General features: G+C 52.5%; 19 protein-coding genes. 6 read left to right on the top strand and 13 right to left on the bottom strand.

The annotated features are described in order from the left end of the window. Positions 1-167 precede the first annotated feature (167 nt). The 3 genes from H4F65_RS11435 to H4F65_RS11425 are packed head-to-tail and all read left to right on the top strand — an operon-like array spanning position 168 to position 4,176. On the top strand, positions 168-1,685 hold the full coding sequence (locus tag H4F65_RS11435) for an OmpA family protein (protein ID WP_010286766.1): 1,518 nt from the start codon (positions 168-170) through the stop codon (positions 1,683-1,685). A 17-nt stretch (positions 1,686-1,702) separates the two neighbouring features. Further along, positions 1,703-3,349 (top strand): ribonuclease E domain-containing protein, encoded by a 1,647-nt coding sequence (locus H4F65_RS11430; RefSeq protein ID WP_010286767.1) that lies wholly within the window; start codon positions 1,703-1,705, stop codon positions 3,347-3,349. Then, complete coding sequence (locus H4F65_RS11425; RefSeq protein ID WP_010286769.1) at positions 3,346-4,176, top strand: hypothetical protein; 831 nt, start codon at positions 3,346-3,348, stop codon at positions 4,174-4,176. Before H4F65_RS11430 ends, H4F65_RS11425 begins: the two co-directional genes overlap by 4 nt. A 162-nt stretch (positions 4,177-4,338) precedes the next feature. Here the strand turns inward: H4F65_RS11425 and H4F65_RS11420 are convergent, their stop codons facing one another. From H4F65_RS11420 to rtcR, 5 genes are all read right to left on the bottom strand, one after another. Further along, positions 4,339-4,674 (bottom strand): hypothetical protein, encoded by a 336-nt coding sequence (locus tag H4F65_RS11420; protein WP_010286771.1) that lies wholly within the window; start codon positions 4,672-4,674, stop codon positions 4,339-4,341. Positions 4,675-5,237: 563 nt separating this feature from the next. Further along, the gene (locus tag H4F65_RS11415; protein WP_005971176.1) at positions 5,238-5,555 is read right to left on the bottom strand and encodes a helix-turn-helix domain-containing protein; all 318 of its coding nucleotides are present in this window, start codon (positions 5,553-5,555) and stop codon (positions 5,238-5,240) included. A 101-nt stretch (positions 5,556-5,656) separates the two neighbouring features. Beyond that, complete coding sequence (locus H4F65_RS11410; protein ID WP_010286774.1) at positions 5,657-6,001, bottom strand: hypothetical protein; 345 nt, start codon at positions 5,999-6,001, stop codon at positions 5,657-5,659. A gap of 13 nt (positions 6,002-6,014) precedes the next feature. Further along, complete coding sequence (locus tag H4F65_RS11405) at positions 6,015-6,284, bottom strand: hypothetical protein (protein WP_010286776.1); 270 nt, start codon at positions 6,282-6,284, stop codon at positions 6,015-6,017. A 160-nt stretch (positions 6,285-6,444) separates the two neighbouring features. Then, entirely contained in the window at positions 6,445-8,022 is a 1,578-nt protein-coding gene (gene rtcR / locus H4F65_RS11400; protein ID WP_010286778.1) for an RNA repair transcriptional activator RtcR, read from the bottom strand. Positions 8,023-8,213: 191 nt separating this feature from the next. Here rtcR and H4F65_RS11395 point away from each other — a divergent pair, with 191 nt between their 5' ends. Together H4F65_RS11395 and H4F65_RS11390 are read left to right on the top strand one after the other, a co-directional pair. Next, positions 8,214-9,449, top strand: coding sequence for an RtcB family protein (locus H4F65_RS11395; protein ID WP_161502920.1), 1,236 nt, complete (start codon positions 8,214-8,216; stop codon positions 9,447-9,449). A 16-nt stretch (positions 9,450-9,465) separates the two neighbouring features. Beyond that, positions 9,466-10,809, top strand: a complete 1,344-nt coding sequence (locus tag H4F65_RS11390; RefSeq protein WP_010285271.1) for a HEAT repeat domain-containing protein — start codon at positions 9,466-9,468, stop codon at positions 10,807-10,809. Positions 10,810-10,819: 10 nt separating this feature from the next. Here the strand turns inward: H4F65_RS11390 and H4F65_RS11385 are convergent, their stop codons facing one another. Beyond that, entirely contained in the window at positions 10,820-11,605 is a 786-nt protein-coding gene (locus H4F65_RS11385) for an HNH endonuclease (RefSeq protein WP_010285272.1), read from the bottom strand. A 152-nt stretch (positions 11,606-11,757) separates the two neighbouring features. Between H4F65_RS11385 and H4F65_RS11380 the strand changes: the two genes are divergently transcribed. Beyond that, entirely contained in the window at positions 11,758-12,855 is a 1,098-nt protein-coding gene (locus tag H4F65_RS11380; RefSeq protein ID WP_010285274.1) for a DUF1615 domain-containing protein, read from the top strand. Positions 12,856-12,905: 50 nt separating this feature from the next. On the opposite strand, the gene H4F65_RS11375 is transcribed toward H4F65_RS11380, so the two are convergent. The 7 genes from H4F65_RS11375 to rhaD all read right to left on the bottom strand — a co-directional run bounded on the left by H4F65_RS11375 (position 12,906) and on the right by rhaD (position 24,430). Continuing rightward, the gene (locus H4F65_RS11375) at positions 12,906-14,375 is read right to left on the bottom strand and encodes a SulP family inorganic anion transporter (RefSeq protein ID WP_010285275.1); all 1,470 of its coding nucleotides are present in this window, start codon (positions 14,373-14,375) and stop codon (positions 12,906-12,908) included. After that, positions 14,372-15,040, bottom strand: a complete 669-nt coding sequence (locus tag H4F65_RS11370; protein WP_072013566.1) for a carbonic anhydrase — start codon at positions 15,038-15,040, stop codon at positions 14,372-14,374. Before H4F65_RS11370 ends, H4F65_RS11375 begins: the two co-directional genes overlap by 4 nt. Positions 15,041-15,620: 580 nt before the next feature. Further along, positions 15,621-17,570 (bottom strand): methyl-accepting chemotaxis protein, encoded by a 1,950-nt coding sequence (locus H4F65_RS11365; protein ID WP_010285277.1) that lies wholly within the window; start codon positions 17,568-17,570, stop codon positions 15,621-15,623. 437 nt (positions 17,571-18,007) lie between these two features. Next, positions 18,008-20,719, bottom strand: coding sequence for a magnesium-translocating P-type ATPase (gene mgtA, locus H4F65_RS11360; RefSeq protein ID WP_010285278.1), 2,712 nt, complete (start codon positions 20,717-20,719; stop codon positions 18,008-18,010). Positions 20,720-21,204: 485 nt separating this feature from the next. Next, positions 21,205-22,782, bottom strand: a complete 1,578-nt coding sequence (locus tag H4F65_RS11355) for a methyl-accepting chemotaxis protein (protein WP_010285279.1) — start codon at positions 22,780-22,782, stop codon at positions 21,205-21,207. A gap of 419 nt (positions 22,783-23,201) precedes the next feature. Further along, positions 23,202-23,516: an L-rhamnose mutarotase gene (gene rhaM, locus H4F65_RS11350; RefSeq protein ID WP_010285280.1), complete on the bottom strand. Its 315-nt coding sequence runs from the start codon at positions 23,514-23,516 to the stop codon at positions 23,202-23,204. 89 nt (positions 23,517-23,605) lie between these two features. Continuing rightward, positions 23,606-24,430, bottom strand: a complete 825-nt coding sequence (rhaD, locus tag H4F65_RS11345) for a rhamnulose-1-phosphate aldolase (RefSeq protein ID WP_010285281.1) — start codon at positions 24,428-24,430, stop codon at positions 23,606-23,608.

Genomic DNA, 24,430 nt, shown 5'->3' with positions numbered 1-24,430 from the left:
AATTAATTAACCGTTCTGATTTTTGAGAAAACCACGCCGTGGGGGGGTACTGCGGCTGGCGGATTTTTTCAAAAAAAATGACATAAAAATATGTTAATTAAGGGATAAAAGAACTCTGCTTGTCGGCGTTCTTCGCGTTTGGGGTGGTTAAGGATGAGGGATATGGAGTGAAGCATTATCAAGTCAGAAGAATTAGCCTGCTTGCTGCCATTGTGACACTGACAACAAGCTGTGCGTCCTTACATGATGCGGGGCGCAGTTATGGAACGGCGATTGGCTGTATTGGCGGGGCGGCATTGGGTGGTGGCCTTACCTATCTGGTGACGGGGGACGCCAAGAAAGCTGTGGCGGGAGGATTGTTAGGCGGTGCCGCAGGTTGTGCATTGGGGAACGTTTGGCAGAATCGCGAAGAGGCACTGGCAAAAATCGCTCAAGAAGAGAACATCGCGATGACAACGCGTGCGCTGCAATCTCAGGAAAAAAGCGGTACTGAAACCGTAGGACTGGTGGCTCAGGTTCAAGACAGCGGCATGTTCGATACCAATAGTGCGCAGCTTTCTACAGACGGTTTACGTCAGGTCAAAAAGATTGCTACAGCGATGAAAGAGGGAGATCAAAGCGGCGTCATTTTGGTTGTGGGACATACTGATGCCACTGGGAGTGCGGAATGGAATCAGCGTCTTTCAGAACAACGTGCTCAGAATGTCGGTCGGGTGTTAGAACAGGCTGGACTGAGCGCACAGAAACTTTACTTTCAGGGGGCGGGCTCCGCTCGGCCGGTGGCCGATAACGCTACGGTAACTGGCCGTACTGCCAACCGCCGGGTCGAGATTGTGGGGCTGGCAAATGAAGCCCTGTTAAAACAGCGGCTTGAACAGGAAGGCAGTAACCTTGCTTATCTGCGTTATGGTACGGCTGAGCAGGCTACGTCGACAGCGCGTTCTTCCGCTACATCAAGCCGCAAGGCGAAACCCTCTATATCATCTTCAAATCGTAAAGCTGATTCCACGCGTAAAGCAGAAACGCAGACTGCGGCGGTAACGTCAGCAACAGAAGCGAAGCCGTCAGTCGCGCCAACGACGAAGAAAGCCGAGCCAGCTAATAGCAAGAATTTTGTTGATTTTGGCGGGCAGCCAGTCAATTCCTCCATACCGGTTTTGGCGGCAAGCCTCAAACCGCGCAGCAGCGGGTTTAGCCTGATTCCAGAAGCGAATGCCAGCACTATGCTAAAAAGCTGTGTAGCAGACAATGTGCGGGTCAGTGGACAGGCAAAAAATTTGGCTAGCGGGAAAGCGGTTGAAGCCCATGAAACCCGAGAATATCTGCCGGGCATGAACGGTCGGGCTTGGGCTGGGTTGGTGAATAATCATCTGGTCACGCTCTCACCAGTTAAGGTTCTGAGTGATAACGCCACGGTGGTGGAAAATCCGAAGGTGTATGTCACGCGCGATTATCAGTCCAAAGGTAACCGTAAAGCTGATGCGCCATTAAATGCAGTGGCGAATGCGTGGGAAGGCGAAGAGAGCATTCTGTATCGGGTTTATCTGCAAGATGAGACACAACAGGCACTTTCCTGCGTAGATTTGCTGGTGCCGAAAAAGGCCAGTAAGGCACAACAAGGTCAGCTGTTCTACAGCAATCACAGCAAAGAATACATCGCGAGCTACACCCCAACGCGTAGTTAATTAAAAGGTATTGATTCATGGAACTATTTCAAAGCATCGCTGAGGCGATTTCGCTTTATCGCTACATTTTCTGGCCATTATTGGCATTGATGGCGCTGGTACTGATTTTTATCCGCTGGTGGGATCAGGTCAGCTATTTTTTCCTCAACCTGATTAGCAGTATGCCACTTATCGGCCATGTATCCCGTTTGTCCCGCGCGAATGAACCACGTCGTCAAGGTACGGGAAAGCTGGCCTGGTATCCGGCAGAAGAGGCGATTTGCGCCAAATATTGGCAATACTATAAAACCTCTAATCTGGATGCTGATTTTTACCTGCGCTGCGTCAACTACCTGAACAAGGTGGATGAACGGGGGCGTAAGCCGACGGGCGTCATCTTGTGGGGTTGCAGTGTGGTATTAGTCCTGCTCGAAGCCTTTATTTTCGCGTTAGTGCTCTCGCCATTTATCGCTAGCAACATTTCTGCCAATCAGGCCGAGTTCTCGGCGATTGTCATTTCCATTCTGATCGGTGTAGTTCTGGTGCCTGCTACTCACCTGATGGGGGCCGAGCTGCATAAAAATACGCTGCTGAAAAAGATCCGTTACTGGTATTCAGAAGCGCGCCACAGCGGCTCTGCGAAAGGGCTGAGTAAGAACCACGAAATCTCGCTGGAAAATACTCGTCTGGATGACAATGAACCAAACTACATCCAGATGTTGAACCGCGTAACCCACAATGTACACGTTAAGCCGCAGTATTGGGCAACGGCAGTTGCATTGGCGCTGATTATTTTCTTCTCCGTCGGTGCTTACCTGGTACGTGCTGCGACCATCAATGCGATGGATACGCAGGCAGTGAACGGTTCTCCGTTCTCGCAGATGGTTCAAACCAGCGAAGCTTCCCCGTTTGACCTGCCGTCGGGTGCGGTAGCGGACAATGCCAAAGCGGACACGCAGGCATCACAAGAGATCACGGACAATCGTATATTTGCTTCGAAACTGACGTTCATCATCCTGTCCGTCATTTTTGTTGGCGTACAGCTAATTGGTATTTTGATTGGTATTTATCGTTCATTTGCCGGGATTGAATCCAAAGCTGCGGCGAAATATATCGGTAATTTCAGTGGGTCTGAAGAGTTTGCGTCGTGGCATGCAATGCGGCGTGAGCGTGTGGAGCGTGATGGGCAAGAAAAGCTAACCGCGTTGCAAAATCGTTTGATGATGAAACGCACTAATAGCCAGAGTGAACCGCTTACCACGCTACCGACGTTTGATGATTACATCAGTGGCAAGCTACGTGATAAAGCGCGCTCTAACGCAGAATTGACTGCGCATTTACAAGCGAAAAACGAACCGGTGCAGCCCGCGCCTGTTGTTCAACCTGTAGCGGTCCAGCACGTTGAGTCTGCACCTGCCGAGGTGGTTAGCCAGCCTGCGGTACACGCACCGACAGCAACGGTCGTTGAACCTGTTCAGGCTGCTCAGCCAGTCACTTCGGCAGTTAATACGCCGGAGAGCGATGACGAGAAACAGCGTATCCATGAACTGGGTGATTTGACGTTGTTCAGCGAGGAAGAGTTACAGTTGATTGCTGACGATCAGGGGCTGTCGTTGGAGTCTTTGAAGAAACGTCAGCGCGTGCAGGCGTTACTGAATAAGGCGCGTCCGAAGGAGAGCGTATGAGGATGCTACTCTCGTTGCTGCTACTGGGGGCAACCTGTATGTCGCAGGCCGCAGAGCGTAACGATATCCCTAGTTGCTATAGCTTTGCCAAACTGGATCAACATCGCCCGGCTGACAGCGGTCGGGAACTGGTGGTGATTGTTGACCAGACGGTCAAAGTGCCTGTTGAACTGAAAAAATCGATCTGGAATCAGGTCGTTCGTTACGTGCAGCCTGGCGACCATGTTGTGATGTATCAGTTCTCGGCGCTGTTGCAGGATAACTACATGAAGCGCGTGTTTGACGGCAAGCTGGAAATGCCGTTTACCGATCAGAAGGTACGCAACAGCTTGGGGATGGACAGCCTGAAATCATTGGATGGGTGCCTTGTGCAGCAAAGGCAGTTTTTTGCGCAAAATATCGGAAAGAAAATGGCAGAAAGTTTTGCCGAACGCGGGGATAACATCGCTAAAAGTGAGATTATGGATAGCCTCAAGCGCATTGGTGATGATCTGAAAGAGACCTCTGCTGCTAGTAAAACGATTCTGCTGGTGTCCGATATGCTGGAGAATAGCGAATTTGGCAGCTTTTATAGCAACAACAGTATTCGTCTGTTAGAGCCGGAAAAAGAGATGGCACGTGCTGGGAAGCAAAAGTTAGTGGCGGATTTCACCGGTGCGAATGTGTATATCGCAGGGGCGGGGCTGATCGATACGGACTCGAAAAACAACTACCGATCCGGCAAGATCATGCAGCAGCTTGAAGTCTTCTGGCGACAATACTTCGCAGCTTCAAAAGCAACTGTGGTGAGTTTCGGTGCGCCTGAGTTGACTGTTGATCTGAAGTAATTTTTTCCTACTGAAAGGCGCTAATGTATGAATGGCATTAGCGCCTTTTTTGTTTTCAGCGGGTTTGCATCACTGATTCTATTTTTTCAGTTGATGAGCAATACCGAGCTTGCTCCCTTCGATAGAGAATGCTAACACCCTATATGATCTAACCGCGTGTTTTTACTGTGTGGTAAGAGGCACGTCACCCACTGCCGTGACTGTGCGCACATGGCGTTCCGCCTGTTCACATATTTCCAGCAGCGCCGGAATCAGGTGTGCGGTGGCGTTGAGGCAGGCGCCTAGCTGGTTGAGGCTTTCTTGCGGCAGTTCCACTTCATTTTGCAGTGTGTCGCCGAGGTAATGCAGGCCGTGGCACAGGCCTTCAACCGATTCGGCAGCAATCGCGCCGAGGTCGCAGAGCTGAACGTCATCTAACTGCGCGAAAGGCAGGCTGGCGATCAGATCGCGGAAAATGGTAATGGTGCTGTCTGCGGGTGTGGCGTGAGTGTCCGTCATGTTTGAATCTTCCATTGCTAGATAATTATTTCATCACGCCTTCAGGTTCCAAACTAAAGGTGTGACCCAGACAGGGTTGGAACACCGGATCTAGCGACCGGCCAACCTTGCGGTTGCCCTGCCTGAGCCACGGATTAGAGTGTGCACGTAGCCCCTGAAAAAACAAAGCGTTTTCAGTTCTAGATAGTCGGGGTTCCAAGCCCGGCTACGGATGTTGCCGCAGCACAGAGACTCTATTCCAATGGCGAAAAACGTGAAATAGGGTGGATAGATTTACAGTGGAATTACAGTGCGTTTTGGAATGGAGTTCGCAGAAACAGGCTTGAAAGCCTCCGCTGGCAAACCGCGATACTCGGGGCGACCACAGGGGTGAGGCCTCCCTGCGGGAACCTCCCCCTGTGTTTCCCCTAAAATGAGGCTAGCTAGGGGGGCTTGTGGGCACGAGGAATCTTACACGCATTATTGATGAACAGGGGAGGGCGGCATTAAAAGCGTTGATCGTAAAGCTAAGGAGGTGGCGTGCTTATGGCTGATGTCAGGGAGAGTGAACGCTGTAAAAAGCGTTAGCCTGCTGATTCGATTTCAGTTATAGCGATTGATGCCTGATGTAGGCTTGGCATCGACATCTTCGCGCGGAAACCGAGTGCATCCAGCATGTCGAACATGGCGTCAATAGTGAAAAGCTCGATCTTGGCATTTTTCAGTTCTGAAACGCGCGACTGGCTGATACCCAGTTTTTCCGCTGCTTCTTTTTGTGTCCAGCCTTTCTCTTTGATTAAATTAGTGATCATGATCGATAAATCCATTTTCATTGCCATCTTGCTGGCAATCTCTGCGTCATGCGTTACATGAAACGGACTTTCGTAGAATTTTAACGCCATAATGCTTACCTCCTTATCTCAGTAAATAAAATATCTAATATTTTAGATATTTCGTCAAGTTTACTGGATGGAAAGTGTCCTGTTTACTGATTCGGAATTAGTCAGCTCAACACATGATAGCGATAGAGCATTTTCTCAAGGTCCTGTTTCATGCTGACGAAAAGCAGGATCTCTATGACGCCATTCTCTTCATCAACATCATACAAACAGCGAAAATCATCTTCTACTGAGAGACGTTCACGGAGCGAAATTCCCTTATCGGATAATATCGCGTTGTGCCTGTAGCGTGCAGGATCTTGAGAAATGGCCTGTATGGATGATGAGAACAACGATTCAGACCATGTAGCGGCCTGCGCAATGCCGATATAGTGAGATTTATAAGACTCAGCATCCTGCAAAGACCAGACAGCCGCAGGTGCGACTTTAATGGTGTACGAACTGGCCAAATTGGCTCCTTATTTACGTTCGTGCTTCACGTAATTTTTGTAGTGCTTCCTCGGCGGACATTCCCTGACCGTCTTTAATTTCTTTTTTGGCTGTCATCACCAGTTTCAAAAGTGCGTTAGATTGCCTTTCTCTTTCTCTCTCGATCAACTCTGCCTCGCGCTCTGCTGCCGTCTGCACGAAAAGTTCTGCGGAGCCGTTCTTCGTTATATAAACGCCCCCCTGGAACAGTTCAGGGTTGCCAAGACCTTCACGGGCCGACTTCTGAGACATTGTGGTTTTCATATCATCTGCCTTAATTAAAACAATCGCTTATAGAAAATATGGCTATAAGCGGTAGACTCCTGCCATGTGGTGTAGTGAATACTTTCATCTTGCTGCTGCCTGAGGAGGCACAGAGTAATTATATCGTAGCCTACACGTAATGTATAAATTTATGATGAATTTATACCCGCTTCAACCCCTCCCAGCTCAGCCCAAAACGTGCCAGATACTTACGCAGTCGGTCTGCGTCGTTGGGCTTTTGTTTTTGCTGGCGTGAAACGGCGAACAGCTGGCGGCCAGCTTCGGAAAGTGAGTTTGCCGTGCGGCAGACGTCGAGCACGGTTTCAAGTTGGCGTTGTTCAAACAGATCGATGTTGGCGAGTTCGGGCGGTAGCGCGGTTGTCGGGGCATCGCTTTGCCAATTGGCCCGCAGGCGCGTGATTTCTTCCTCTACCAGTGCCACGGTGATACGTCCTTGTTCCGCCAGCGTCGCCATGCGGGCGATGGAAGAGCCGAGTTCGCGGAAGTTGCCGCGCCAAGCGGCCTGCGATGAGCAGGCAAAGGTGAGGTAGCGTTGTCGAGCGTCTTTATCGAAGCGGATCTGCGTTTGGTGATCGCGTGTGAAGCGCTGGAGTTCGTAGTCAATATTCGGTTCGATATCTTCCCGACGTTCCGCTAGCCCCGGCAAGGGGAACGTCCACATATTGATACGGGCGTAGAGATCTTCACGGAATTTGCCCTGTGCGATCCACTCGTGCAGGTTGCGGTGCGTGCCAGCAATCAGTTGGAAATCGCTGCTGACTTCTTTATCCGAACCAAACGGTAAAAAGCGTTTTTCTTCAATGGCTTTGAGCAGCATAGCTTGTTCATCCAGCCCAAGTTCGGCGATCTCATCCAGAAACAGCATCCCGCCGTCCGCTTCACGTAGCAGTCCGGTTCTCGCCTGCAATGCACCAGTAAACGCGCCTTTTACGTGGCCGAACAGTGTCGACATTGCGTTATCGCCGCGCAACGTGGCGCAGTTAACCGCGACAAATCGACCGCTGACCAGATGGCGGGACTGGCGTAGCTGATAGATACGCTGTGCCAGAAAGGATTTCCCCGCACCGGTTGGTCCGGTTAAGAGCATCGGTGCGGTGGAACGCAGCGCGACGCGTTCAATCTGGTCAATCAGTGCGTTGAACGTACTGTTGCGTGTTTCGATACCCGATTTCAGGAACGAGACAGAGCGCTCTTGCTCGTGCTGAAAGCGGCTGGTGAGGGTCGCGTAGCGGCTAAGATCCAGATCGATAACGGCATAGATGCCCTGCGGTGAGGGGCGATCCGCTTTCTCTCCCGGCGCGGTTTGCAGCAGCTTGGCGGGCAAGTAGCGGGCTTCGGTCAGCAGGAACCAGCAAATCTGCACGACGTGAGTGCCGGTGGTGATATGAACGAAATACTCTTCGTTCTCGGTATCGAATGGGTAGCGGCTCGCAAAGTCCAGAAAGGCGCTGTAGACCTCTTCCAGATTCCACGGATCGCGCAGCTCAACGGCCTGAAGCGTGACCCGCGTGGCGGGTGACACCACGGCAACATCCTCCGCCACCTGCTGTGCCATTCCCTCGTTGCGTGACTGATGCAGCAGCTCCAGCCGATCGACCGGAAAATCCGGCTGCTGGCATAGGCCGACGGTAGGCCGCCATTTCGTCCAACGATTCTCCCGTTTACCCCGTTTGTCCAGCGTGGTGCCTAACACACCAATGACGACGCGACGCTTCATGCTATACCTTGTTATAAATTATTATCCTGTGGGATAAGTTTACCGGTTCTTTTGTTTCGTTGCTAGTTTGTATGCTTTGTTTTTTAACTATTAATTATCAATTGGTTATATTTTTATTTTGTTTTTTTCAGAAAACTGGCACGCCTTTGGCAATACCTATAGCGAATAATGACAAACAAAGAGAATGAAAAATGGAAGAAATGAAAACGCAGGATTACGACATGATGTCGCCCGTGAATAGCGCACCGGTAAAAATGTGGACGCAGGGCGTGCCTGTGGAACCGGAAGCTCGCGATCAACTGCTGAACACAGCCAAAATGCCGTTCATTTTTAAACATCTGGCGGTGATGCCGGATGTACATCTGGGAAAAGGATCGACGATTGGTAGCGTAATCCCCACGCGTGGCGCGATTATCCCGGCGGCAGTTGGTGTGGATATCGGCTGCGGGATGATTGCGGTGCGTACGTCACTGGTTGCCAGTGACCTGCCGGATAACCTGATGGGGCTGCGTAGCGCGATTGAACAGGCGGTGCCGCACGGACGTAGCGTAACGCGCTCCAAGCGTGATGTCGGTTCCTGGCAGAACCCGCCACAAACGGTGGATGCGCACTGGTCGCTGTTGGAGCCGCGTTTTAAGCGTTTGACGGATAAATATCCGCAGTTGCTGAAAACCAACAACTATCAGCATCTGGGAACGTTAGGAACGGGTAACCACTTTATTGAAATCTGTCTGGATGAAGTGGATCGCGTGTGGGTGATGTTGCACAGCGGGTCGCGTGGAGTAGGGAACGCGATTGGGTCGCTGTTCATCAAGCTGGCGCAGGAAGATATGCAGCAGCACATTGCGAATCTACCGGACCGTAATCTGGCGTATTTCGAGGAAGGTAGCCTGCACTTTGACGATTACATTGAAGCAGTTGAGTGGGCACAGGATTTTGCTCGTCATAACCGTGAAGTGATGATGTCGCATACGCTGGCGGCGCTGTCTCGCATTGTGACAAAGCCGTTTACCACCCAGCAGGAAGGCGTGAACTGCCACCATAACTATGTGCAGCGCGAAACGCACTTTGGTGAATCGGTACTGATCACCCGTAAAGGGGCAGTGTCGGCGCAGAAAGGTCAGATGGGGATTATTCCGGGGTCGATGGGCGCGAAGAGCTTTATCGTGCGCGGATTGGGGAACGAAGAAAGCTTCTGTTCCTGTAGCCACGGCGCGGGGAGAACGATGAGCCGTACCGCCGCGAAAAAACGCTTCACCGTAGAAGACCAGATTCGCGCGACCGCACACGTCGAGTGCAGAAAAGACAGCGACGTTATCGATGAAATCCCGATGGCGTACAAAGACATCGATAAGGTGATGGCGGCACAGTCATCGCTGGTGGAAATTGTGCATACGCTGCGTCAGGTGGTGTGTGTGAAAGGATAAGAAGAGGGCAGGGAATATGGCATCGTACGATCTACTACTGTACCAGTTAGAAAAGCTGGTGGCCTCACCAGATAACTATTATCGGCCCGCGCAGGCTGAGGCACTGGGTTCAACGTCACACCTGATAGCGCTCACACGTCACTATAACGGGCATATTCGGCAGCGTGCGGTGCTGTGTCTGGGCTTCATGGATGAGGTCTTGGCATTACCGGCGCTGATTGAACGGGTGAACGATTGGGCTGAACCGGTACGCCGAGCGGCTAAACAGAGCGTGCGGCTGCTGTTAACGCCGAATAACACCGCGTCTTTTGTCGCCAATTTGCCTGCCATTTTCTGGCTGTTGCAGTGCCAGCGGGCAGATCATCAGCCGCTGGTGGATGAGATCGTGAGCTTTCTGTCCGAGGAGGCGCACGCGCCGTCGCTATTCGCGGGGTTGTGTTCGGAAGACAAAACCGTCGCCCGATTATCACTGGATATTCTCGCTGAGAGTGAGCGGTTCCCGTTGAAGCAGATCTTTGGACAGGCGATGTTGCATCACGATCCGTTAGTCAGGGCGAACGCGGCACGGTATTTGCTGAGTGCGGACAAGGACGTCGATCACGACGTGTTGACCATTCTGCTGAAAGACTCGTTCGCCCCCATCAAGCAGGTGGCGTTGCAGTATGTGATACACAATGCGTTCCCAGTGTCTGAGTCTCAACTGATTGCCTTAATGTTTGATAAGAATGCATTGGTGCGTCAGCGAGCCTCAGCGCTATTGCGCGAACGAAACGACGATCCGGTTGCGCATTATCTTGCGGCACTGGATCGGGCGAGTACCGTTACCGTGCGAAAAATCACGCTATGGGGGCTGGATGAGCATCGCTATGACGGCATTGTGGCGCTGGCGGAGCGCAATCTGGACGAACGTTATCCCAGCCTTTACTACAGCGCGTTGCGCATTCTTATTCTGCGTACGGGTGATGATGCGCGTGAGCGGCTGCTGGATTCTCTGCGCAATCCTTCGATTGCTATTACGAAGGTGGCACGGAAGCTGTTTTACCAGCAGAAAATTTATTTGTCGCTGTCTGATCTTCAATGTTGTCTGGACAGCGCGTCTTCCAGAGAACACGTCGAGGTGTACTACTTTCTAGCGCATAAGCTGAATAAATGGGATTGGCTGGTGTTCCTGCTGGATAATGCTAAGTCAGAGAATACTGCACTCACGCACACTGGCGTGGCGTACTGGGTACAGCGGTTCAACCGTTCTGGCATGTTGCCGAATACCCGACAGCAGGCACGTTTACGGAGGCTGCTTGATGAAAACCCACACGTCATCTCGCGCGACAGCCCCTATATCACCCTGTTTTTGTATCGTTGATTTGTCGCTTTTACCCCCGCGCCAAAAAAATATGCTCACGATGGAATGCCATCTGTGACAGGTTGGGCGGGTAGGTGTCTGGCAGGTTGATTTGTTTGCCTTCGTACTGGGCGAAATTGACGTCGCTGATAGCGCTTTTCAGCTTTTTGATGCGTGGAGAAAGTAGCATTTCCAGCGAATCATTAAAGCTGATGAGTCCCATATCAAAGGCTTTGTCGTGCAGGTTGGACAGGCAGAGACCGTTGCTGGGATCGAGGCGATATTCTGCCGCTGTTTTCCACGGTTGAATATGGCTGGCGACCAGTAGCGCGGGCTCTTCCAATCCGGTCACGCAGCAGCGTTCGCCGTAGTTGCTGAGTACGCGTTTGCGGAATAGCTGCTGACCAATGCGCGTTTTTACCTGTGTAAGGCGTTCTCCTCCGTGATAATCAGGGATTTCGCTGTCGTTGGCTTGGAACGGTACTGCTGTCGCTTCCGCCGCTCCTGCTTCGAGCGATACCATCGCCTGTTGGCACTGCTGTTCAAATAACTCAGGATTGTTGCCCATCTCCTGCCACAGCGCGCGGTCAGCGTTGGACGCGCCACGCAAGCCAGTACGACCGGAATCGATAATAAACGGATCGAGGCTAGCCAGATTAACTAGCTTCATCGCTAGTGCGGAAGGCGTGCGGTTAATCAACCCAGCATAGTGAATGATATCGGGGTTACGCGAATGCAGCCTGCCAAACGGTAGTTGACTGTACAGGGTGAAGGCGATCAGGAGCTGATCTCGCGTCCAATGGTTGGTGGCAGCCATGCGTGTGTTATCCGTTCGTTAGCGCATTCGGTTAGTGATAGCGCTAACTATGCCAGGTCAGCCCGTAAAATGCATGTGCTTGACTCCGGCTGGATAATTGGTGCGGGCTGCGCTAACGTTCTGACAGCCTTCCCATCATGATGCGAGAGACTATGTCCCGTTCTTCTATTCCCTTGTTTCGTCCCCTATGCGCATTGGCTCTGCTGGTGCTCGCGGGCTGTGCCAGCAAGACTGCGACGACACCGGAATCGCGGCCTGCGGATGTTCGTGCTCAGCTACTCAAGCTGCTGCCGGACAACGTGAAAGATCGTCAGGGCTGGGCGACCGACATCGCTACGGCGTTCACCACGCAGGGACTCGATCCCAGCAATGAAAATCTGTGTTCGGTACTGGCTGTAACCGAGCAGGAATCGACGTTTAATGCCGATCCGCAGGTGCCGAATTTGTCGAAAATCGCCTGGCAGGAGATTGACCGCCGTGCGGAGAAAGTTCATGTACCAGCGTTTCTGGTGCGTACCGCGCTGCTCATCAAATCCCCTAACGGAAAAAGCTACAGCGAGCGGCTTGATAAAGTGCGTACCGAAAAAGAGCTTAGCGCGATCTTTGATGATTTCATCGACATGGTGCCGATGGGGCAGACGCTGTTCGGTCGGCTGAATCCGGTGCATACCGGTGGGCCGATGCAGGTGAGCATCGCGTTCGCGGAAGCTAACGCGAAGGGCTATCCGTATACCGTGGACGGCACGATTCGTCAGGAGGTGTTTAGCCGTCGTGGCGGGATGTACTTTGGCATCAAACACCTGCTGGGCTATCCGGCGAATTATCCGCAGTCAATATACCGATTCGCGGATTTTAACGCGGGATGGTATGCCAGCCGAAATGCAGCGTTTCAGCGTGCTGTTAGCCGTCTGACGGGGATCAAGCTGGCGCTGGACGGTGATTTAATCAACTACGGTTCGGATAAAGCCAGTGCTACGGAACTGGCGGTTCGCGCGTTGGGGAAGCGGTTGGACATGAGTGACAGCGCCATTCGTCGCGCGCTGGAGAAGGGTAATAGCCTCGATTTTGAAGACACCAGCCTGTATGAGCGCGTCTTTGCGCTGGCGGATAAGTCGGGCACGAAGGCGCCGCGCGCCATCCTGCCGGGGATCACGCTGGAAAGCCCGAAAATTACGCGCAAGCTGACCACGGCGTGGTTTGCCAATCGGGTCGACGATCGTCGCCAGCGGTGTTTGGCGAGAGCTAAATAGGCAAACGCCCTCCGACGAGGGCGTTGCCGTTATTCGCGGCGGTTAGTGCGTCAAACTGGCCACTGGCTGAGTTTGATGCCGCGTTCTTGCGCATTCTCGCGGAAATCTTCCAGCATCGTGCGGACATCGGGGTCGATGTAGTCGGCATTGTCGTGTTCCACAATCACGACGCTGTTGGCGGGGATCTTGTTGAGCAAGCCTTGCAGACGCGGGTTGTGTACAAACGTCAGGTTCTGCTGAAAGCTCAGGACAAAGTGATCGCCGTAGCGTGTGAGCTGCATCGCGTTGCGGTGGCTTTTGTAAATGCTGAAAGCCAACTGGGTCACGATACCAATCCCGATGCCTGCCAGCATCCCAAACACGATGATCCCAATAACGGTCGCGGCGAAAGGCACGAACTGTTGTAAACCCTGACGCCACAGCAGCAGGAACTGTTGCGGAGAAGCCAGCTTATAGCCGGTATACAGCAACACGGCTGCCAGACTGGCAAGCGGAATGACGTTGAGCAAGTCGGTCATAAACAGGCCGCAAAGCAGCAGCAGCACGCCGTGCAGCAGGATGGAAAATTTGGTACGCGCGCCAGCGTTGACGTTGACGGAGCTGCGTACGATCACGGCAGTAATCGGCAATCCGCCCAGAAAACCACTGAGCAGGTTCCCGATACCTTGCGCGCGCATCTCTTTATCCGGCGAAGGCGCAGGATGCTGCGGACGAATTTTCTTCAGCGCTTCCTGACTTAACAACGTTTCCAGGCTAGCCACCAGCGCCAGCGTTACCGCGACGACATAAACCGCCGGGTTCTTCCATGCTTGCCAGTCAGGACGCGTCATCTCCCCCATCAACTGTTCCAGACTGCCAAATTCCGGCAGAACAATACGCGGCAGGTTATCGACCATTTCGGAGGACAAGCGCTCACCGTAGACGGTAAAGAGTCCGCCAAAAAGCACGGCGACCAGCGGGCCTGGAAGCCAGCTCAATGCGCTGATTTTCTGCACGGGCTTGGTGGTCCAGAGCCAAAGAATTGCCAGCCCGACCAGGCAGACGGTCAGCGCGCTGGCGGAGAATCCCGGTTCGGAGGCGTCGAAGAGCGATTTCAGGCTGTCCTCACCGTCCGAACCGAAGGCGAGCGGGATTTGCTGAATAATCAGCAGGATGCCGATAGCAGACAGCATGCCTTTAATTACAGTGCCAGGGATGAGCGTAATGAAACGCCCGGCGCGCAGCAGGCCCATAAGGCATTGCAGCACCCCTGCGAGCATGATCGCCAATAGCAATGCCGAAAACGATCCCAGGCTGGCGATAGAGCCGGAGACGATAGTAACCAGACCGGCGGCAGGGCCGCTGACGGCGTAGCGAGATGGACTGAATAGGGTGACGACGATACCACCGACGACGCCGGTCAACAGACCGACAAAAGGAGGAAGACCGCTGGCCTGCGCGATACCGAGGCTCAACGGCAGGGCAACAAGGAAGACGACGAGCCCCGCGGGGATATCATGTCGGAGTGTGCTCAGATTCATGGGGATGCCTCCTGTTTCTGGGCGTGACGGTGGATGAGTTCCTTTAGGTGACCGCTATGCAGGTCGTAGACGCAGCCGAAAACATCAAGCTCGACCCCATTGCGCCAGGCTTTTTGTACCGGTTCACAAGCGATCAAGTGGGCGAACTGTGCCAGCACGTTGGCTTCCACCAGTTGGTTCTGGCGCGTGCTTTCATCGGCATCGCTATCTTGCGAAGCGGCAATATGCGGCGAAAGCGCCTGACGCAGATCCGTGATGCGGCGGGAAAGGGCGGAATCCTCCTGAGCGAGCCCCATTTCGGGGAGGTTCACCGCCGCCTGAACGCCGCCACAGCCATAGTGGCCACAGAGCACGATGCGGGAAACATGCAGGTATTCGAGGGCATATTGCAGCACGCTCATGAAATTATCGTCGTCTGCCACCACCATATTCGCGATGTTGCGGTGAACAAAAAGCTCGCCAGGGGCAGAACCCGTCAGCACTTCGGCAGGAACGCGACTGTCTGAACAGCCGATCCAGAGTGAGTGGGGCGTCTGGCCCTGCGTGTGCTTTCTGAAATAATGGGGATGGCGCTGGCGACGCAACGTAGCCCAACTACGGTTTTTGGCTAATAGGGGTTTTAATGTCGTCAAAGTGAACTCTCTCTTTAGAAAACACAGGGATATTCCCCGCCCAGTTGGGAAGGAAAACGGAATCATTAATTATTAGCCTTCACTTAATTAAGTTAGGCATAATTGGATTTAGTTCTGGCGTTTTCTAAATTGTGACGCTTATTGAGAATTTTCTTATATTTTTATTTGTTGTTAATATAAATAAATAATTATTTAATTCTTTTAAAAACAATCACTTATCACTTATATCCTTATAATAAGAAAAAACTATTTTACTTAACCTTATTTGAGGTTAGGTATGTAATGTTGTATTGATATTACAATTTATATCCTTATTTCTAGGCCTTTTTATATAAAGTAATGCGTTATTGACATCCACTTTAATTAGTTAATTAAAGCGACGAGGGTACCAATTATAATTATGTTTGGAAATATAAAATAGATTTTACCTGTATTAACCCAATATAAAGTGTGGAGATAAATAGAAGAGATAGAGAGGGAATAAAGAGGGGGAAGTGATGAGAGATATACGGGATATATCGTCTAAGTAATGAAGTGGAGCCGGGCTACATCGCCCGGCTAAAAGGACAGCAGATACTGCTGTCGGCCACCTCAGTCCGACTGTCTTAATGCACTACCTTGATAACAGCGCTTGCCGCAAAGGTTGCTGCGGTGCGTTGTCGTCAACCTTGAAGCGGCTGACCAGCGATTCCATTTCAATCGCCTGTTCATCCAGTAACTGGCTGGCAACGGAAGCCTGAGAAACCAGCGTCGCATTCTGCTGCGTGACCATCTCTAGCTGGCTGAGCGCTTCATTAATTTGCGCGATGCCCAGCGACTGTTCATCGGCGGCGACCGCGATTTCATTCACCAGATCGCGCACTTTACGGGTGCCGGCGACGATATCGTTAATCCCCCGGTTCGATTGGTTCACCAGCTTTGTCCCTTCGCTGACGCTGGCAATGCTGTCGGCGATGAGCGCGCGGATTTTGCCTGCTTCGTCTGCACTGCGCTGCGATAGCTGACGCACTTCCGCCGCGACGACAGAGAACCCGCGGCCATGCTGCCCCGCTCGTGCGGCCTCAACCGCCGCGTTCAGCGCCAGCAGGTTGGTCTGAAAGGCAATGGCATCAATGGCGGAAACCACCGCGTTCACGCGCTGGCTGGCGTCCTGAATTCTTTCCATCGCACCGCTGGCCGACTCGGTAATGGTGCCGACACGATGAGCCTGATCGTCCACCTCTGTTGTCAACTGACGCGCCTGTCCGGCAAAGTCGGCGGTTTGTTTTACCGTGACGGTAATCTCTTCCATGCTGCTGGCGGTTTGCACCAGCGAAGCGGATTGTTCTTCGGTACGCTGCGCCAGATCCTGATTGCCGTTGGCGATCTCGCTGCTGGCCTGTCCAATCGTCTGCGAGCTGCGCTTAATACTCACCACCATATCGGCGATGTTTTCCAGTGAGGCGTTATACGCCTGATTCAACTGCGACAGTTCGTCGGTTCCCGGCACGCGCAGGCGGCGTGTAAGATCCCCGCCCATCTCGCGAATGGTCGTCAGCGTTTGTTGAAGCTGCTCGTTGATGCTGCGCATGACCATGGAAGCAAGACCGAGTGCCATGAGCAGAGAAACCAACGCACCGGCCAGATAGCTAATCCAGGACTGGCGGGCATTGGCGGCTAAGGTATTCACCTGTACCGTCAGGTCGTTGGTGGCGAGTTGTTCAACCTTTTTCAACTCATCGATTTTTGCCGTTTGTTGATTAAACCACTGGCTCGCATCGATACCAAAATTGCCGCCGGGAGAGGCGATGGCCTTATTACGCATCTGAAGTGCGTTTTGTGCAGAAGGATTGTTGAGGGCCTGTTCAAAAGCTCTGCGTAGCTCGGGATTGGCGAACATGTTATAGGCCGTGGTATAGGCATCTCCCCGGCCAACCATCTGGTTTAGACGTTCGAACATACCAGCAGCAAAGCTATTGGCAGAGAACGTGTTGGAGAGCACGGCGCGTTCAAGCCCGGCCTGCTCTTTGACGTTCAGCAGGTTGTAATAGGCCGCCAACTGCTGGGCGATACCGCCGTCGCTGACCAGATGAGTCATATCCCCGACAATATTCAGCAGATAGTTGACGGAATCGGAATAGTAGCCGATGGCTTGGGCAACGGGTATCGATATGCTATCGACACTGCGACGGTGCTCCCCAAGCTGTTGTGTTTTCTGTGTGAGGCGCCCGAGTTCTTCGCTGACGGCATCCCCAAGCTCGGCGCGGCTCAGGTTTACGGCGGTTTGCTCAAGCACCTGCTGTGCCCGATCGGTGGCTTGCCGCTGCGTGGTGAGCTCTGGGCCAAAATTTTTCCCCTGACTGCCAAAATAGCCTGCGCTCAAGCCGCGCTCACGCTGTAACTGGTGAGCGTACTCGCCTGCATCGCGCGCCAACGTGATAAGCTTTTCCATACGGATCATTTCATTTTCTGTACTGCGGCGTTCCATCACGCCGGAAAAACTGAACCAGAGGAGGGCAAGAATGGGTGGGAGAAGAGCAAGAATGAACTTACTACGAATCGAGATATGATGAAGGGATTTCATAGGTGTGCTCCATAGCCTGCAAGTCGTCCGTTCCTGACATGTGCAGTTTGCAAAAGTAGACAGGGGTTTATTTTAGTTTCGGCCTAATAGGGGAATGGTTTAGCGCTGACCCCATGATTCCCTTAAAAAAATCATGCCTATTTTGCTTGCCACCCCATTAACAAGAATATATTGCTTATTATTTAATTGCTTATATCTTTTTTCTCTGTTTTTTTGCAACAAGATCGTTAACTTATGCTACATCTAAGGTGGTATGTATGTTTGCCACTGTATCGGTATTTTTACAGTCTAGATGACGGTAAGCAGCATCGTGACGTTAATCAGTGAAATCAGGGTAAGAAAGAAGACAACTATCCTGAATGCATAGCGAGAAGGTTTCATCGCGGCTCCTGATTTGGCGGGCGACAGCGCACCCGCCGTGAAGAGGTAAGAAGGGCTCAGAACCACTGGCCGAAACGGCGAATATAGGCGCGTTTGACCAGTTGAGCGACGGTGCAGTAGCCAATCAGCGTGGCGGCCAGCCACGGGAAATATTCCCACGGCAGCGGCTGCAAACCGACCAGCGGCCCCAGCGGGGAGAACGGCAGATAGATACCCAGCGCCATTACCAGCCCGGTCATCAGCATCACCGGCAGCGCCGCTGTACTCTGAATGAACGGGATCTTCTGGGTACGCAGCATGTGCACTACCAGCGTTTGTGACAGCAACCCCTCAACGAACCAGCCTGACTGAAACAGGGCCTGATGCTCTACGCTGTTGGCGGCAAACACGAACCACATTAGCGCGTAGGTGGTGATGTCAAAAATCGATGACGTCGGCCCGATACACAGCATGAAGCGACCGATATTTTTGGCATCCCATTTTCTCGGTTTACGCAGGAACTCCTTATCCATTTTGTCCCACGGCAGTGATAGCTGAGAGATGTCGTACATTAGGTTCTGAATCAGCAGATGGATCGCCAGCATCGGCAGGAATGGAATAAAGGCGCTGGCTACCAACACTGAAAACACGTTACCGAAGTTGGAGCTGGCGGTCATGTTCAGGTATTTGATGATATTACCAAACGTCTCGCGCCCTTTGATGACGCCTTCTTCCAGCACCATCAGGTTCTTTTCCAGCAGAATGATATCGGCCGACTCTTTGGCGATATCTGTACCCGTATCGACAGAAATCCCGATATCCGCATCGCGCAGAGCGGGAGCATCGTTGATACCGTCACCCAGAAATCCGACCGTATGGTTATTCCCCTGTAGCGCTTTCAGCACGCGGGATTTTTGCAGCGGCGTCAGCCGGGCAAAAATGGTGCGCTGTTCTACCAGCACGCCGAGCTGTTCATCGCTGAGCGCATCGATAGCGTTGCCTTCCAGCACTTCGCCCGGTTCCAGCCCGACATCGCGGCAGATCTTGCTGGTAATAATCGCGTTATCGCCCGTCAGAACTTTAACCGTCACGCCATTTTCATGCAGGGCACGAATGGCGGCAGAGGCGCTTTCTTTCGGCGGATCGAGGAACGTCAGCAGACCGCAAATTGTCAGGTCGCGTTCATCCTCGGCGCTCAGCGGCAGCGTGCTGCCCACCGGACTCAGTTCACGGGTGCCGATCATCAGCACACGGAATCCTTGCTGGTTGTAGTTTTCCGCCAGCGTTTTCAGCGTACTGCGGCGCTCGTCGTCCAGTTCATACCGCTGCCCGTTTTCACTCACGTGCGTGGCGACGGCCAGCATTTCTTCTACTGCGCCTTTGCAAATCAGGCGTTGCTGGTTGTGCTCATCGGCAACGATGATGGACAGACGGCGGCGAATGAAATCAAACGGTAGCTCATCGATTTTGCGATAGCGGCCTAGTGCGGCGATGGCGGGATTATGGCGACCAAAATGCATGATGGCCTGATCCATCAGGTTTTTCATGCCGCTCTGGTGCGCGCTGTTGAGCCAGGCGAGTTGGAGTACGCTCGCGTCGATTTGACCCTGCGTATTCAGGTGATGTTCAAGGATGATGCGATCCTGCGTCAGCGTGCCAGTTTTGTCGGTGCACAGGACATCCATCGCGCCAAAGTTCTGAATCGCGTTCAGCCGTTTGACCACCACTTTACGCCGCGCCATGGCGATCGCGCCTTTTGCCAGATTCGAAGAGACAATCATCGGCAGCATTTCCGGCGTCAGGCCGACGGCGACCGCCAGCGCAAACAGGCTAGCCTCCATCCAGTCACCTTTGGTGAAGCCGTTAATCAGCAGCACGACAGGCACCATCACAATCATGAAACGGATCAGCAGCCAGCTTACGCTGTTCACGCCGCGATCGAAGGCGGTTTGGGAACGGGTGCCGACAATCGATTTTGCCAGCGAGCCAAAGTAGGTGTGGCTACCCGTCGCCACGACGATGGCGGTTGCCGTACCGCTGGAAATGTTGGTTCCCATCAGACAAATGTTGGAGAGCGCCAGCAGATCGCTTTCGCCGCCGCAGCCTGCGGGCTGACAGCCTTTGGCGCTGATATCGCTGAAGACGTCGTATTTTTCGATCGGCAGCGATTCACCGGTCAGAACGGCCTGGCTGACGAACAAATCGCGTGATTCCACCAGTCGGACATCCGCTGGCACCATATCGCCAGCGGAAAGCGTCAGAATATCGCCGGGAACCAATTGCTGAAGCGGGATTTCCTGCATGACGGCAGTGGCGCTGGCGTGAGGGCGGCGCAGCACGGTGGCCGTTGTCCGCACCATCGATTTCAGTGCTTCGGCGGCTTTATTAGTGCGAAACTCCTGCCAAAAGCGCAGCAGGCCGCTCAGGCTCACCATCACCAGAATGATGATCACACCAGTGAGCGATGTCTCTTCATTATGGCGCAGCGGTAGCCAGTAATCGGTGAAAAAGCTGATCGCGGCCAGCGCCACCAGTACGTAAATAAACGGGTTATTAAACGCGGCGGCCAACTGCACCAGCGCGTGCGGCGCTTTTTCATGTGCGACGCGGTTTTCGCCATAGGTTTGCTGGCGCTCAATGACGTCATCATGGCTTAAGCCGTGCAGATGCGTATTCAGGTTAGCCAGTGTTTGATCGAGGCTGTTTTGCGCCTCGCGGGCAATCGCAAAGGTGGCCGTGGGTGTCTTACGGGCGCGGCGATACCCCGTTTGCGTGATCATATCGGTCATGATGCTGCTCTCTTAATGTTGCCTGTCCGCCGCGCACGGGCGCGCATCCCGGATAAAGGGATGTAAAGCGGAAAAAAATGAAGGTATTAAGGGAGGTAAACGGCGCAGACGGAGAGAACAGAGAGGTCGAGGAAGAAGACGGTCCTTATTCTAACGGATGCGGTTTACCGGGCCATCGAGGGTGCTCGTCCATGTGGTCTCCTTATCGCCGTGCGGCGAGATGTAAAAATAGTCGTCAGCTGACGAAACAGATTGCGCAGAAATCTGGTACGTAGAAAACGGGTACGTAAAAACACAGCACGTAGTGTAGTGGTGCAACTATAACCCCGTTTGCCTAAACCAGACGTCAACGTTTGTTCATGAAGCAAACAGGGTGAGTTAGCCGTTATTAGAAATAATAGAGTTCAGAAACAATAGTTATCAGAAACAAGAGAGCTCAGAAATAGGTGGCTGCCCCGCTGAGTCGCTGGCGGGGCAGAGGAGAATTAATGAATTCTCAGCATGTGGTCCTGACTCACTTTGAAGAAACGAACCGCATCACGCAGCTGTGCCCCCTGTTCCGTCATGGCGTGTGCCGCCGTGGCGGATTGTTCAACCAGCGCGGCGTTTTGCTGAGTGACCCGATCCATTTGTTCTACCGCCACGCTAATTTCTTTGATGCCGATATGCTGCTCGTTGGAGGCCTGAGAAATCTCCGCCACGATATCCGTGACCTTTTTCACCGATTGCACAATTTCTGACATCGCCTGGCTGGCTTTGTCTGCCCGCGCGGAGCCGTCGGTAATCTTCTCGACGGTGCCTTCGATCAGCGTTTTGATCTCTTTGGCGGCATTGGCGCTTTTCTGTGCCAGCGTCCGGACTTCGCCTGCTACGACGGCAAAGCCTTTCCCTTCGCTACCCGCTCTGGCCGCTTCTACCGCCGCGTTTAGGGCAAGGATATTGGTTTGGAAGGCAATGCCTTCGATCACGGCGATAATATCAACGATTTTCTGTGAACTGTCGGAGATCTCATGCATACGCTTGAGCATGTCGTCCACGATAAGCCCGCCCTGAGAGGCTGTTTCCGAGGTTTGCTGCGCCAGTTGGCTGGCTTCCTTGGCGTTATCCGCATTCTGGCGCACGGTGTGCGTTAACTGCTGCATATTGGCCGATGCCTGAATCAGCGAAGCCGCCTGCTCTTCGGTACGCTGCGACAGGTCGCTGTTGCCCTGAGCAATCTCATTGGACGCCAGCGAGATGGATTCACTGCCGTTCATGATGGTGTGTACGGTGTTCACCAACTGCCGGTTCATGTGGTTGATGGACGCCAGCAGACTGCTGTTATCCCCCTGACGCAACCTGATTTCCGTTGTGAGATTACCGGAAGCAATCTCGGTCATGATTTCCTGGGCGTAATGCGGGTCGCCGCCGAGCTGGCGCGAAATATTACGTGAGATAATGGTGGCGATAACGGCGGTCGTCAGCAGAGCGAGCAGTAGCAATCCCCAGACAGAGTACTGTGACGTCCGATAAGTCGAATTGGCGCCATCGACGATATCTTTTGCCGTTGCCACTTCCATTTCGACCAGTTTTGCCAAATCTTTCATTAGCTGACTACGGTATTTTGCAGAGTTTGCGCCGCTGATTTTGCTCGCTTCTGCCAGATCGCCCCGATTGACGGTATCGATCAGCGTGGCATTGACCGAGTTAAAACCGGAGAAATTCTCCCCAATCACGTTAATCAACGCTTTTTTATCCTCGCTGCTGGCAATCGTTTGGTAATTCTTAAACGCGGTGAGGAAAGCAGTGGCGTTTTGCAGTAATTCTTTGCGATGGCCTTCGCGCTCCTCAGGCGTTTTGGAATCGATATACTGTATTTGTTGCAAACGCGTTTCAGACAAGGAACCGCGCATTTCCAGGCTGTATCGTACGCCGGGCAGGCTGCTGCTGCTTAATTCATCAATACGACTATTATTAAGGCTCAGCTGGAGTAGTGAAACCACACCTAATAACAACATCATGGCTATCAGGACGGAAAAACCAAGTAATAATTTGGAGAACACTGTGAGTTGGGAAAATTTCATCGTTATTCTTATTGATTATAGAGAGAAGGTAGTAGTGATAACGGCAAATAAAATAAGATCTTTACGATGTGTGATTAGATTAACTGGCGTTAAAGAATAAACGGGATTTAATAGCAACACGACTCTCTGCGGTGAGACTAAATGCTGATTAATCATTAAGTGGTAATGGTTTATTTCTTAAAAATAAAAATCATCTCAATAAGTTTGTTATTTTTAATGTGAAGGGTGCGCTATTCACAATGAAGGAAAATAAAATGTGACCGCCATCAATAATCAATAAATATTTATGTATTTAATAATACCTAATGATTATATGTAACAAGATTCATTAATTAAATGACAAACTATTTCTTTATTCTATCTTCATCGTAATGTTACGGCAGTAATATGTTCATTATATTACCGCCGCATGGTTATTCTTAGTCCAGATAGAACACCGGTTCCAACGCATCGCTAACCGGGCTGTTATCAGGGTTGGCGGGCATGACGTCGCTCATGTGTTTCCACCAGCGCTGGCAGACATCCGTTTGTGCAATCGCTTCCCAGCGTGCTTCGGATTCGACCTCGACATAGCCGAACAGCAGATTGCGCTGCTTATCCAGAAAAATGCTGTAGTGGTGCGCACCGTGGTTCTTGAGCACCTCAGCCAGTTCCGGCCAGATAGGATTGTGGCGACGCTGATATTCATCGTGGCTGTCAGGAAAAACTGACATCACAAAAGCCTTACGCAACATGGATGAATCTCCCGTAGTCGTTGGCAGAACGCCACGGCGGTGAGGCCGTGGCGAGTTGAGGATGAAGGTAATGTTATGCTGAAAATCTGCTACACGCGCAGCGCGGCTTCCATTGGTGTGACACCGAAACGTTTACCCAATGCGATCAGCTCTTCGGTCGAGATTGTCTGTTTCTTACCGCCCATCGATATCACTTTCACCATCACTTCGGCGGATTTCTCTGCGGTATCGATCAGGCCGAAGGCTTCATCCAGCGTCGGGCCAGTGCCGAAGATACCGTGGAAAGGCCACAGCACCAGCGAATGACGTTTCATTTGTTCGGAGGTGGCATCGCCAATGGCATCGGTGCCCGGCACCATCCACGGCACAATCCCCACGCCGTCCGGGAAAACCACCAGACACTCCGTGCTGCCTTCCCACAGTTCACGGGTGAACTTAGCGGTATCCAGCTCCAGCACATAACTCAAAGCGATTAGATTGGTTGCGTGGCAGTGCATGATGACGCGGTCGCGCCCGTGGGTGACGCCCATACGCACAATGTGCGACTGGAAATGCGAAGCCAGTTCAGAAGTCGGCAGACCGCCGTTGGTGAGCCCCCAGAAAATGCGGTAGCCTTTACCGTCGCTATCGACCTGCAACACCACCAGTGAATCGGCCGGATCCAACTGCACGTTGCGGAAAAATTTGCCGGAGCCGGTGACGATAAACCAGCAGTCAGCCAGCGCAGGCATCGGCTGCGAAAGGGCTTCATGACGCGGCTGCGGGTAGAAATCGCTTTCATAAGGCGTCACATCCTCAGCCGTCAGGCGCAGGCTGACGTTACCGCCGTTACGTTCGTCCCAGCCTTTGAGCCACATGTCGCTAGTGGCTTTAATCATTCCCTGTACAAACCAGGAAGAGAGAATTGCTTGCAT

This window comes from Pectobacterium brasiliense (genome assembly GCF_016950255.1).
Taxonomy (GTDB): domain Bacteria; phylum Pseudomonadota; class Gammaproteobacteria; order Enterobacterales; family Enterobacteriaceae; genus Pectobacterium; species Pectobacterium brasiliense.
Note: the sequence above shows the minus strand (reverse complement) of the source record. Positions and strands in the feature narration are given on the sequence as shown.